The organism is Phycobacter sedimenti (genome assembly GCF_038148855.1).
Taxonomy (GTDB): Bacteria; Pseudomonadota; Alphaproteobacteria; order Rhodobacterales; family Rhodobacteraceae; genus Phycobacter; species Phycobacter sedimenti.
Map to the genome: position 1 here is coordinate 78,956 of NZ_JBBVGR010000004.1, position 12,651 is coordinate 91,606.

Consider the following 12,651-nt stretch of genomic DNA (forward strand, 5'->3'; position numbering starts at 1 on the left):
TTACAGAACAAACTGCAAGCTTGATTTTCCCAAAGCCGTCTGTACCATCGTGGAGAATTCTGGAGGGAATCCCTGGTGAACAAACCGGACAAAATCAGCTTGCCTGAAGGCGCCAAGGCGCGCCGCGTTTATCTTTCCCTGCGCGATCAGATTGCCGATGGGCGGCTGCCCGAGGGGGAAACGCTGCCGTCGGAGCAAAAGCTTGCCGAACTGTTCGACGTCTCCCGTGTGACCATTCGCCGGGCTCTTGAATCGCTGACCTCAGCAGGACTGGTAGAACGGCGCGCAGGCAGCGGCTCGCGCGTGCGCACGGGGGCAACTGGCAGTCAGCCCATGGCAATGGACATGACGACCCTGATGCCCCAACTGGTGGAAATGGGCCAAAGCACCACGGCGCGGCTTTTGTCTTTTTCCTATGGCACCGCGCCTGAATTCGTCGCCTCGGCCATGCGCATCGATTCAGACGAACAGGTCCAGATCGCAACCCGCGTGCGCCTTGCAGGCGATACGCCGTTTTCGCATCTGACAACCTATGTTCCGGCTGAAATCGCCAGAAATTATTCCGAAAACGATCTGGCAACGACCCCGCTCTTCAAACTTCTGGAGCGCAGCGGCGTTCAGATCCAGGAAGCACACCAGTCTGTGACCGCCACTCTGGCGGGGCCCGATGTGGCCGAAGCGCTGGACGTCGCCGTAGGCTCGGCCCTGCTGTCGCTGCGCCGTGTGGTGCGTGATGTGGAAGGAAACGGCGTCGAATATCTTGCGGGCCTTTACCGCCCCGACATGTTCCGCCTTGAAATGCCGCTGACCCGCGTCGGAGACGGGGCCGCCCGCCACTGGGAGCCTGCCATCGGCAAGACCGAGGAGGAGGCGCCGTGACCCAGTCGCGCACCCTTCTGGACAAGCTCTGGTCGGCGCATGAGATCCTTCGGCGCGAGGATGGCACGTCGCTCCTTTGGGTGGACCGGCATCTGGTACACGAAGGATCACACCACGCATTCGGCAAGCTGGCCGCGCGCAGGGCCAAGGTCACCGCGCCGGACCTGACTTTTGCCGTGGTGGACCACTACGCGCCCACGCACAACCGCGACCGGATCGCCGATCCCCAGATTTCCCGCATGATCGACACCCTGCGCAAGAATGCAGCGCAGCATGGCCTGCGCCTTTTCGACCTCATGGATCCCGCGCAGGGCATCGTTCATGTGATCGGACCCGAACAGGGCCTCACCCTGCCCGGACTGTTGATCAACTGCGGCGACAGCCATACCTCCACTCACGGGGCCTTTGGCGCGATGGCTTTTGGCATCGGCGCCACCGAAGTCGCACATGTGCTGGCAACGCAGACGATCTGGCAGAAGAAACCGCAATCCATGCGCATCACCGTCGACGGCAGTCTCGGCCCTGGTGTCAGCGCCAAGGATATTGCGCTCAACTGGATCGCGCGGCTCGGCACCGGCGGCGCTCAGGGCTGCGCCATCGAATACGCTGGGAGCGCGGTGCGGGACTTGAGCATGGAAGGGCGTATGACCCTCTGCAACCTGTCGATCGAGGGCGGCGCGCGACTGGGGATGGTCGCGCCGGACGAGGTGACCTTTGCCTACCTGAAAGGCCGCCCCTACGCCCCGACGGGCGACGACTGGGAGGCCGCCCTGGCCGATTGGGCCGAACTGCGCACGGATGGCGGGGCCGCATTTGACCGGGAAGTGAGCCTTGCAGCGGCCGAGATCGCCCCCACCGTGACCTGGGGCACCAGCCCCGAGCAGGCCCTGCCTGTGACCGAGACCATACCGGATCCGGCAACGCTTGGTCCCGGCAAGGTGGATGCAGCGCGGGCCGCGCTTGAGTACATGGACCTGCCCGCAGGACGTCCGCTGGACGGCATTCCGGTGGATCAGGTCTTTGTCGGCTCTTGCACCAATGGCCGTATCGAGGATCTGCGCGCCGCCGCCGCCGTGCTGGCCGGGCGCAAGGCAAAGGTTCCCGGTCTCGTTTCACCGGGATCGGCGCAGGTGAAAGCGCAGGCCGAACAGGAAGGGCTGGATCGCATTTTCATCGAGGCGGGTCTCGACTGGGTCGCATCGGGGTGTTCGATGTGCGTCGGGATGAACGGCGATCTTGTGGCGCCCGGCAAACGCTGCGCCTCTTCGACCAACCGCAATTTCCGTGGTCGCCAGGGCCCCGGTGCACGCACCCATCTGATGTCGCCTGCCATGGTGGCCGCGGCTGCCGTCACCGGCACCATCACCGATGTGCGCCCACTTTTGCACGGAAGGGCGGCGTGATGGCAGGTTGGAGCACACATGCAGGCCGCGCAATCGCACTGCCCCTCGACAATATCGACACAGACCAGCTGATCCCCGCGCGCTTCATGTCTGCCCCGCGCAGCGAAGGCTACGGGAAATACCTGCTGCACGATCTGCGGGTTGACGCTGAGGGGGCAGAGATCGCCGACTTCCCCCTGAACCGTCACCCCGGCGCGAGTGTCCTCGTGGCAGGGCGCAACTTCGGCAGCGGCTCCTCCCGCGAGGCGGCGGTCTATGCGCTGGTGGACGCCGGGATCACCGCCGTCATCGCCCCCAGTTTCGGTGACATCTTTGCCAGCAACGCGGTGAACAACGGTCTGTTGCCCGCGCGACTGCCCGAACACGAAGTCACGCATATGATCCATAGCCTCGGGGATCAATCCGCCGCCGTGCTGATCGACCTTGAGGCCGGAGAACTGCGCATCGGCGATCAGAGCTATGCTTTCGCGCTGGACAACGGCTGGCGCACCAAGCTGATCAACGGATGGGACGATATCGATCTGACCATGACCCACCGGGATCGGATCCAAACCTTTCAAGAACAGAGGTTTCAAACATCGCGGTGGGCCTGGCCCGCAGCGCAAGACCAAGAACCGCCCAAACCAAGGGCGCAATAAAAAACCGGGCGCCAGCCCACATCCAACGCATGGGGACAGACCCAGTCTGCCCCACAACAGGAGGAAGACTATGAAGATGACCTTTTTGGGCGGCCTTGTCGCCAGCTCGACCCTGATCGCCAGTGTGGCCCAGGCCGAAGAAACCATTTCCGCGGTACACGCCTTCCCGGAAACCCTGATCTATACCAAAAGCTTCCTGTCTTTTGTGGACAAGGTGAACGAGGCTGGCAAAGGCGTTATCCAGATCGACGTGCGCGGCGGCCCCGAAGCCATCGGCATGTTCCAGCAGCCCGATGCGGTGCGCGACGGGATTGTTGACATGGTCTATACCCCCGGCTCCTTCTACGGCGGCTCGCTGCCCGAGAAGGACGCCATGGTGGCCTCGAACCTGACTGCGGTGGAAACCCGTGAGAACGGCGGCATCGCCCTGATCGACCAGATCCACCAGGAAAAGATGGGCCTCAAGTACCTTGGCTGGTTCGACAGCGGCGTTTGCTACAACCTGTGGACCCGCGAAGAGCCCAGCTTTGACGATGCGGGCAACCTCGAGGTCGAGGGCCTCAAGCTGCGCGGCAACAACGTCTACAACGCCTTCTTCACCAACTACCTTGGCGCCCAGGTGATCGACCTGCCCACTGGCGAGGTCTACTCGGCCCTGCAGCGCGGCGTCGTGGATGCCACCGGCTGGACCCAGATCGGCCTGATCGACCTCAAGTGGAACGAGTTCCTGAACTACCGGATCGAGCCCTGCTTCTTCTCCACCGACCTGGGCGTGATCGTGAACCAGGAGAAATGGGACTCCCTCAGCGATGAGGCCAAGACCATCCTTCAGGACGTGGCGATCCAGCATGAAAAGGACAGCGTGACCGCCCTGCGCACCAAGCGGGACGAGGATTTCGCAGCCCTTGAGGCGGCCGGCATGAAGGTCGTCTCGCTCGAAGGCGATGCCAAGGCGAACTACCTGGCCGCCGCCCGCGAAAAGACCTGGGAACGCATGAAGGGCCTCATGGCCGAGCAGCCCGGCGGCACCGGCAACTATGACCGCCTGATCGAGCTGTTCTACGATCTGGACGCGGCCAAGTAAGCCTGCCTCCACACCCCTCTGCGGGCCCGGTGTCGGGCCCGCAATCCTGCCGCTTCCCGGAGCCGATAAATGACCTCACTCACAAGGGCCTATGATGCGTTCGTAAACGCCATGGCGATCATATCGGGGGCAACGCTGGTCTGGCTGATGATCTCGGTCGTGACCTCGGTTCTGATGCGCAACCTTGGCCTGCAGCCCTTTGCATGGCTGTTCACCTCCGGCGAATACGGCCTTCTTTACATGACCATGCTGGGCGCGCCCTGGTTGGTGCGCGAACGTGGTCATGTGCATATCGAACTTGTGACCTCCGCCCTTCCCGAAGGCGCGCGCCGTATGGTCAGCCGCCTGGTGGCGCTCTTGTGCGTCCTGGTCTGCGTGCTTCTGGCATGGAAGGGCGTGGAGCTGTTCCTCAAGAACATCGAGCGGGGTGATTACGACACCCGCGCCTACTATTACCCCCGTTGGTTGCTCACCATCGCCTTCCCGGTCAGCTTTGGACTGATGGCGGTGGAATTCTCCCGGTTCCTGTTCGGATCGGAACTCATGCACTCCGGCGAAGCAGGAATTCACGAATAATGGAATGGTATGAAGCGCTTGCCCTCTTGCTGGGCACCATCGTCGGGCTGATGGCCATTGGCATGCCGGTGGCCTTGGCCTTTCTGGCCGCCAATATCGTCGGCGCCTGGGTCTTCATGGGGGGAGACCGTGGCGTCGGGCAGCTTCTGAACAATGGCCTTGGCTCGCTCACCAAATATGCACTGGTGCCGATCCCGCTGTTCCTGTTGATGGGAGAGATCTTCTTTCACACCGGCCTGGGCGGCCGCATGTTCAATGCCATCGACCGGCTTCTGGGCCGCCTGCCGGGCCGCCTGAGCTACGTCACCGTTCTGGGCGGCACTGCGTTTTCCACGCTGTCCGGCTCTTCCATGGGATCGACCGCGCTGCTGGGGTCCCTGATGGTGCCCGAGATGAGCCGCCGGGGTTACAAACCCCACATGAGCATCGGTCCGATCCTGGGCACCGGCGGCCTTGCCATCATCATCCCGCCCTCGGCGCTGGCGGTGCTGCTGGCGACACTGGCACAGATCGACGTGGGCGCGCTTTTGATCGCCGGCGTCATTCCGGGGCTGATCCTTGCGGGGATGTACATCGGCACCATCTGGATCCAGACCCGGATCGACCCGGATGCCGCCCCCGCCTACGAGGTGGAGGAGATGTCCCTTGGAGCCAAGCTGTCCCTTCTGATGCGGGAGGTGGTGCCCATGGTGGGCGTGATGGTGGTGATCATCGTTCTGATGATCAACGGCTTTGTCACCCCATCCGAAGCCGCCGCCTTTGGCGCGCTCGGCGTTCTGTTACTGGCTGCCGCCTTCCGCTGCCTCTCCTGGGAGGTCATGCGCAAATCCATCAATGGTGCACTCAGAGTGACGCTAATGGCCTATCTCATCGTCTTTGGCTCTGCGACCTTCAGCCAGCTTATGGCCTTTTCCGGCGCCTCAAGGGGGCTGGTCAACTGGGCGACCTCCTTCGACCTTGTGCCGCTCGCGATGCTCCTGGTCATGTTCGCGGTTTTGCTGCTTTTGGGCATGTTCATGGAGCAGATCTCGATGATGCTGCTGACCGTGCCGATCTTTTTCCCGCTGGCGCAGACACTGGGGTTCGATCCGATCTGGTTCGGGTTGATCATGCTCCTGGCGCTCGAGATCAGCTTTACCACACCGCCTTTCGGCCTGCTCCTGTTCGTGATGAAAGGCGTTGCGCCCGAAGGCACCACAATGCGTACGATTTACACGGCGGCCTTCCCCTTCATCGGGTGTTCACTGCTGCTTGTGGCCCTGCTGGTCGCCTTTCCAGGGCTTGCACTGGTCTTTTCCGGATAACCCTCGACAGGCCCCCGGTCCCACTTTGGCCGCAGCTGGCGTGCGCCGCACTGCCAACACGCCCCCTGCGCCGCAAAGTTTGATCACACCAGGCAGGAGATATCCTGTCTCATTGCCGATTCTGACCATCGCAGAAGCTGAGTGATCGCCCCTGTTTGGACAAACGGGAGCACGCCGCCGTTCTGCAAGTTGGCGAGGGTGACCGCAGGCTCTTCAAAGCAGCCGTTGACCTCCGCAACGCGCGCGCACGTACCAATGAGAGTCATGTCGGCACAGCAGTAGATCAAAAGAGTTCGATTGAAGATCGCCCGAACCGGCCGTCCTCGCGCTGTGACATAAAACGTGATCCGTTCGCCCACCTCGGCGCCTGATCTTTGTCTGCGTCGGCACGGCATCCAGAGAAGTGGCAGGACTAAGCAGCTATCCGGTCTACGGGATTGTCGCCGAACGTTACGATTCGTCCAAGAGTGTGCCGGTGTGTTCCAAAGAAACGTTCCCCCTCTCCAGTTTCCAGAGGGCAACCGAATTATTCAGCTGGATGAATGGTGCGGTCGAGAAGACTCGAACTTCCACGGGAGTTACCCCACAGCGACCTCAACGCTGCGCGTCTACCAATTCCGCCACGACCGCACTGTCTAGGCTTGGTGTAGGGGCGTATAGACGAGCCGCAAAAGGATGTGAAGAGGCAAAATGCCAAGTTTCGCCTCTTCTCCAATCAAAATCCTCGCCCCCTGCCGAGGGGCCGCGCGATGGTGCCGAAATTGCATTGGCACGCATCAGAACAGCGATCAGAAAAGCCTCAGTCGGTCGAAAAACTCGGCAAAGCCAAAGCGCTGCTGGCGGCAGGAACAGGTTGCAACGGGGCGCTGCCACCGAGGCGTGCAGAGGCGGCCTCGATCAAGGCCACGCGCTCAGGCTGTCCCGGCGAGAAGACTGGCTCTGCACCGTCGGCCAGCGCCGCGACAGCGAGCCCGTACCAATCCTGAGCGGCGGCCACCGATTTGGACACCCCGAACCCCTGGGAGAGATGATGGCCGATCAGTTCTGCATAAGGGCGTTTACCGATAGCCACCATGATCAGCGCAGACCCCATGGCAATATCCAGATTGTCCCGGCGATATCCTGAGAACATGCAAACCGACGCCGTGTTGGCAAGCTGGTCCAGTGACATGTTGGACTGCAGAACGAATTTCTGAACGTCCGCCAGAAGGGTCTGACTGCTATCCGTGCCCAAACGCGCCAGGAACGGCTCAATGGCCGGCCCAAACCCGTCACACTGGCCATCGACTTGTGCCGTGCTCACGTTGGCCAGCGAGGCGACGATCGCCTCACCTGACGACAATGCATAAGAACGTGCGAGGCAAAACTGCTCACCAAGGGCCAGATCCGGATCAGTCATGCTGGACACGGTCATGTAGCCGCCATTCGAACTCGTCAGCAGGCTGACCTTGCTGCAATGACTGGCCAGCGATGCTGTTTGCGCCGGTTTCGCAGGCGCTGCGAACATCGGAATGCCCGCGCCCGCCTGCCCTGCCGCAGAAGCCATGACAGTGGTACCTGGCTGCTTGGTCATGGGTGCCATCGGTGTGGGAACAGGTGCCGACGGGGCGGTCGCTGAAGCCATGGTGGTCTCAGTCATCCGGCATACCCCCTGATGACAGGAGAAGCTGGCAGGGGTGACCCCGCGCGCCATGAAATCGTTGCGCTGATAGCCTTGCGGTGTGGAGGCAAAGACCATCACCGAACAATGGGACGCACCACACCAGAAAGAGCTGCCGGAAACCGAGGTGTCGATCATGTAGTCATTCTTACCGTCCCCGTTCAGATCGGCGAGCTGCATGAATCCAGAGCGTTGCAGAAGTTGCTCGGCACTTGGTTCGGAAGATGCGGCAATTTCATCAACCGCGTCGCTGACCTCGATCGGCAACCCGGGATAGCCACTGCTGGCGCTGCGCACCCCGGCCGCCTCGTCGCGCCAGGTGTGAAGCAATCCCCGCACGCCATTCGGACCCTGCATGGCCTTGATCACCTGCGGACCACCCACCTGGGCCCGGTTGTAGGAGGAAACGAGGAAATCGCGCTCGTATGGCGTCAATTGGCCAGTCGCGGCAAAGCCCATGTGCGCCTGATACTGCATGATCGCCGAACGGGACTTGCGCCCCATGACTCCATCGGGCGTTCCGGCAGGGAAGCCAAAGTAGTTCAGCGAGGCCTGAGTTTCGCGATTCTGAGCGCGGGCTGCGGAGTAATTCGTGCCCGTGCTGCGCCTTTTATTCCTGTTAACCTCATTGATGATGGCCCCCCCGACGATCCCCCCCAAGAGCGCCGCCCCCAGATTGTCAGCAGCCGATGGTCCCGCCACTGGTGTCAAGAACAGGGATGCTGCAAGAACAGCCTTTATCGGATTGCGTACCATGGAAACCGGTCCTTTATTGATGAATGAAAAGAATCACTGCAGATAGAGTAACCCGTATGCGGCGTTGTCTTATCGTTAATCTTCCGTGGTGATGTGCACGTCATTTTCCGAAAGTTCTCCGGAGGTTTCTAAACCATGGTCGAATGGATCACATCAGACAGGCTGGTCGGCTATGACGAGGCGACCGCATTCATGGAAGAGCGCGCCGCCGCAATCGCTGCTGGGACCGCAAAAGAATGCATCTGGCTACTGGAGCACCCGCCGCTCTATACGGCCGGGACCTCGGCCAAGCCCGAGGATTTGACAGACCCGGATCGTTTCCCGGTTTACCCGTCAAAGCGGGGCGGACAGTTCACCTATCACGGACCGGGCCAGCGCGTTGTTTATGTGATGCTGGATGTGGGCAAACGGGGTCATGACGTGCGCCGGTTCGTGCAACAGCTTGAGGACTGGGTGATCCGGGCTTTGGCAGAGTTCAACCTGACCGGCCATATTCGATGCGGACGTGTCGGGGTCTGGGTTGAGCGGCCAGACAAGCCGCTGACCGCCAGCGGGCACATGGCAGAGGACAAGATTGCGGCCATTGGCATCCGTCTGCGCAAGTGGGTCAGTTTTCACGGCATTTCGATCAACGTCGAGCCGGACCTTGAGCATTTTGACGGGATCGTGCCCTGCGGCATAACAGAATATGGCGTTACCAGCCTCGTGGACATGGGGCTGCCCGTCGCCATGGCAGATGTCGATGTGGCGCTCAAGCGCTGCTTTGATCAGGTATTCGGGCCGGAAGCGGCTGACGCCTCCTTTTGCCCGTCGGGCTGAGCCGTCAGGTTTGCCAAATCCTGCAATGCCGCAAGAATAAGCTCAGGACGGGTGTACAGCAGGGTTCCGTCAGAGCCTTCACACAATCGATACTGCACATTTTGCCCTGTTCCAAAGACCGGACGGCCTGCGCCTGCACCAGGTTCCTCTCTGCCGCAAAGATAGACCACGGGATCTGCCCCTGTCCGACCAGCCACCATCGGCCACCAGTCGCGCATGACCAGATCGATATCGGCGATGAAACCCGCACCGCCCTGCTTCATGGCAAAGTCGTGGCTGTGGCGTAGCAGCGGCGCAAGGTTCATATTGGCCACCACGCCCGCATCGAGGCGTCCTGACGTTGATTGTCGGGTCAATAGAACTTCTACCCCCTTTCTGCGCACACTGCGCGACCAGCTGCGCATGAGCAGAGGCAACAGAGGACGCGCAAGAGACGAGCAAAGGGCAAAGGCCCGTTGATACCCCTGTAGCGTTGCAAAATCCCCGATAGTCTTCATCCGCCCCGAGGGAGACACCGCAACAATCCCCCCAACCCGATTGCGCCAGCGCTTGGCCACTGCGTGCGCGAAGACCACACCTCCTCTATGCGCCAAAAGGATCGGACGTTGTATCTCTTCCCGGTCCAAAAGCACACCGATCTGCTCGCTGAACACCTCCAGGTGGCGATCTTGTTTCGGCACCGGCCCGGACGCCCCATACCCGTTGCGCAACGGAACATAGACCCGAAACCCCAAACGCCGAAAATGCGGCTGAAGGCGCATGATACCGGCCACACAATCCAGCAGCCCATGCATGAAAATCACCGACTTGCCAGTTTCCGCCCCCAACCGCAGATACTGAAGCCGCGTGCCGTTCGAACAAAGGATGGTGCTCGAAGTCGGCATCCTGTCGCCGGAAGCAATCGCCATATCCGAAGCCTGCTCTTTGATGAGCAAGGCCGCCAGACGGATCAATTCTGCCCCACCCGGCGCACCCGCCTTGGCAATCGCGCCAGTCGCCGCCTCCCCGAGCGGGCCTTGGAAATACGCTTCGCCACCCTGCAAAAGACCCGCAAGGGCATCTGACTGCTGATCGTCCAGACAAAAGCCCTTTGCCAGATATGGGATCGCTCCATGAAAGAAGGGGATGTCCAGCGCCTCGACCATCACAAGGGCAGGCTCCGCTACGACAGAGCCTCCCGAAATGGGCCTGCACAACAGCATCATCCCCGGCTGCCGCGTCTTCAAAACGAAGAAATCATCCCAAGAGAACCGCCCGGAGCGCAGGCGATCCATGAAACGTTCCCAGGCCCTGCGATTGGGCAGGGTATCGGCATCGAAGGTCTTCAAAACATCCTGCGGCAAAACACCGATGTCTTGCCGCGCCCGACGCGAACACCGCAAGGCGCGCCCCGACGACGTGGTGACAACCCATACGCCCCCGCCGTCCTCATACACATAGGCAGGATCCGGGCATCGGCGTTTCACCCACCGATCTCTTAGGATTTCAAAAGCCTTGGAGAAGTGAAAAGAGAACTGCGGAGAAACCCGCGCTGGATTGCAGCTCCGGGCAGGAGAACCCTCGGTGTCTTTTTGCTCTTCAAGCCGATACTGGGAAAACCGGTCATAACACTGTGGCTGAATAACCGTTTCGTAGATCGCGGAGATGATTTGTACCTGCGACGGGCCTCCTGATACCCCAGCAGAGTTGTCATAGATGTTCGCTTTCACTCGCATCCCCACTACGCGTAACTACTGCTTCACTGCGACAGACTGCCTGCACAGCCAAATGACGCACCTCAATCCGTCTTTCTCGCCCCTTCTGCTCTTGCGGGCAGCTCCGAATGAATCGAATGCAGAGAAATCAGACCAGCGTGCGACCCCGGAAGAACACCACAGATACCTGTCACTTGAAACGAGACGGCCGAACACCGTCCCAAATTGGAAAAAATGCATCATGCCCCAGCGGGCCGAATGCTGAGACTTTTATCAATCTCGTCTCATTTTTCAACTTAATTCAGGCGACCGCGACACAGGTCCGCGCACGCATAGCCTGTGCAGGCTTTCCTGGGTCACGACCAATGGTCGGCAGATGACATTTGCGGCGCGTGCGATGGCCATGAGCGCAGCGGTGGCTGGCTGAGGTCGACCAGCGCATCCGAGGAGTTGCGTCGTTTTCGCGCCCTATGCAACTTGACGGCCCGCAGCGCGCCCCACCACAGTCACTGCCTCACCTGTCGCAGCAGGGTGACCACCGCCTCGCCTCGCGATCCTCCGCGAATCTCGGACATGTCGGCCAAATTCCACCGGCGCGCGGCCCGGACGATTTAGGCAGAGCGGCACGGCAGGGCTTGCCAAAAGGAGGCCGCCTTGCGCATACCGAAAGAGCAGTATCAGCAGGAGAACAGGACGTGACCAAGGACACCATGATTGCCGTGATCGGCGGCTCGGGCATCTACGATATCGACGGGCTGGACGGCGCCGAATGGGTCACGGTCGACACCCCATGGGGTGCTCCCTCGGACCAGATCCTGACAGGCGCGCTGGACGGGGTCAAAATGGCCTTCCTGCCCCGGCATGGACGCGGCCATGTGCACTCGCCGACCGAGGTACCCTATCGCGCCAATATCGATGCCCTGAAACGCCTTGGCGTGACCGATATCTTTTCCGTCTCTGCCTGCGGATCCTTCCGTGAGGAAATGGCTCCCGGCGATTTCGTCATCGTGGACCAGTTCATCGACCGCACCTTTGCCCGCGAAAAGTCCTTCTTTGGTACGGGCTGCGTTGCCCATGTCAGCGTCGCTCATCCCACCTGCGACCGCCTGAGCGACGCGGCAGAGGCTGCTGCACGCGATGCGGGCATCAAGGTGCACCGCGGCGGAACATACCTTTGCATGGAGGGGCCGCAGTTCTCCTCGGTTGCGGAATCCAAGATGTACCGCGAAAGCTGGGGCTGCGATGTGATCGGCATGACCAACATGCCCGAGGCCAAACTCGCCCGCGAGGCAGAGCTGTGCTACGCCTCCATCGCCATGGTGACCGACTATGACAGCTGGCACCCGGATCATGGCGCCGTGGACATCACTGCCATTCTGGCAACTTTGCAGGGCAACTCCAACAATGGGCGCGAGCTTGTGCGTCGCCTGCCCGGCATCCTCGGCACCGACCGCGCGCCCTGCCCGCACGGCTGTGATCGCGCGCTGGAATACGCCATCATGACCGCGCCCGAGAAACGTGATCCCGCGCTTCTGGCGAAACTGGATGCCGTCGCCGGGCGCGTTCTGAACGCCTGATCCCGGGATCCAGATCACACAGCCCGGGTATTTTTCTGGCTCTTGGGACCTGGACGCCCTGTCCGACCGGATCCGGGGGATCGCTTGTCGATCCCTGTCTTGTGGTCCTGCGGGTCACGGGCCAAGCGCGCGCTCCGGGGTCGAAGGATGACCATAGCAATCCCGCTTGACGTTGCTCTTTTGGGGGGCTGCGCCCTGATATCCGGTCCGTGATCCAAGGTTTTTCTTGCATGGGTGGCACGCTTCGGCCAAACCCCGGAG

10 protein-coding genes and 1 tRNA gene are annotated in these 12,651 nt (G+C 61.2%); 8 read left to right on the forward strand and 3 right to left on the reverse strand.

The window, feature by feature from the left end; translation table 11 throughout:
* Positions 1-75: 75 nt before the first annotated feature.
* The 6 genes from AADA15_RS08350 to AADA15_RS08375 all read left to right on the forward strand — a co-directional run bounded on the left by AADA15_RS08350 (position 76) and on the right by AADA15_RS08375 (position 5,884).
* Positions 76-879: a GntR family transcriptional regulator gene (locus AADA15_RS08350; protein ID WP_341641100.1), complete on the forward strand. Its 804-nt coding sequence runs from the start codon at positions 76-78 to the stop codon at positions 877-879.
* Positions 876-2,282, forward strand: a complete 1,407-nt coding sequence (gene leuC, locus AADA15_RS08355) for a 3-isopropylmalate dehydratase large subunit (protein WP_341641101.1) — start codon at positions 876-878, stop codon at positions 2,280-2,282. The genes AADA15_RS08350 and leuC overlap by 4 nt, the downstream gene beginning before the upstream one ends.
* Positions 2,282-2,920 (forward strand): 3-isopropylmalate dehydratase small subunit, encoded by a 639-nt coding sequence (leuD, locus tag AADA15_RS08360; RefSeq protein WP_341641102.1) that lies wholly within the window; start codon positions 2,282-2,284, stop codon positions 2,918-2,920. Before leuC ends, leuD begins: the two co-directional genes overlap by 1 nt.
* Positions 2,921-2,990: 70 nt before the next feature.
* A complete protein-coding gene (gene dctP, locus AADA15_RS08365) occupies positions 2,991-4,004 on the forward strand; it encodes a TRAP transporter substrate-binding protein DctP (protein ID WP_341641103.1) in 1,014 nt (337 codons plus the stop codon).
* A gap of 69 nt (positions 4,005-4,073) precedes the next feature.
* Positions 4,074-4,580: a TRAP transporter small permease gene (locus AADA15_RS08370; protein ID WP_341641104.1), complete on the forward strand. Its 507-nt coding sequence runs from the start codon at positions 4,074-4,076 to the stop codon at positions 4,578-4,580.
* On the forward strand, positions 4,580-5,884 hold the full coding sequence (locus AADA15_RS08375) for a TRAP transporter large permease (protein ID WP_341641105.1): 1,305 nt from the start codon (positions 4,580-4,582) through the stop codon (positions 5,882-5,884). The genes AADA15_RS08370 and AADA15_RS08375 overlap by 1 nt, the downstream gene beginning before the upstream one ends.
* Positions 5,885-6,427: 543 nt before the next feature.
* On the opposite strand, the gene AADA15_RS08380 is transcribed toward AADA15_RS08375, so the two are convergent.
* Positions 6,428-6,514, reverse strand: a tRNA-Leu gene (locus AADA15_RS08380).
* 169 nt (positions 6,515-6,683) lie between these two features.
* On the reverse strand, positions 6,684-8,300 hold the full coding sequence (locus AADA15_RS08385) for a peptidoglycan-binding domain-containing protein (RefSeq protein ID WP_341641106.1): 1,617 nt from the start codon (positions 8,298-8,300) through the stop codon (positions 6,684-6,686).
* Between the two features lie 135 nt (positions 8,301-8,435).
* Between AADA15_RS08385 and lipB the strand changes: the two genes are divergently transcribed.
* Positions 8,436-9,119: a lipoyl(octanoyl) transferase LipB gene (lipB, locus tag AADA15_RS08390; RefSeq protein ID WP_341641107.1), complete on the forward strand. Its 684-nt coding sequence runs from the start codon at positions 8,436-8,438 to the stop codon at positions 9,117-9,119.
* On the opposite strand, the gene AADA15_RS08395 is transcribed toward lipB, so the two are convergent.
* Positions 9,068-10,585, reverse strand: a complete 1,518-nt coding sequence (locus AADA15_RS08395; RefSeq protein WP_341641108.1) for an alpha/beta hydrolase — start codon at positions 10,583-10,585, stop codon at positions 9,068-9,070. The genes lipB and AADA15_RS08395 overlap by 52 nt on opposite strands.
* Positions 10,586-11,523: 938 nt before the next feature.
* On the opposite strand from AADA15_RS08395, the gene AADA15_RS08400 reads away from it, so the two are divergent.
* Positions 11,524-12,390, forward strand: a complete 867-nt coding sequence (locus AADA15_RS08400) for an S-methyl-5'-thioadenosine phosphorylase (RefSeq protein WP_341641373.1) — start codon at positions 11,524-11,526, stop codon at positions 12,388-12,390.
* Positions 12,391-12,651 lie beyond the last annotated feature (261 nt).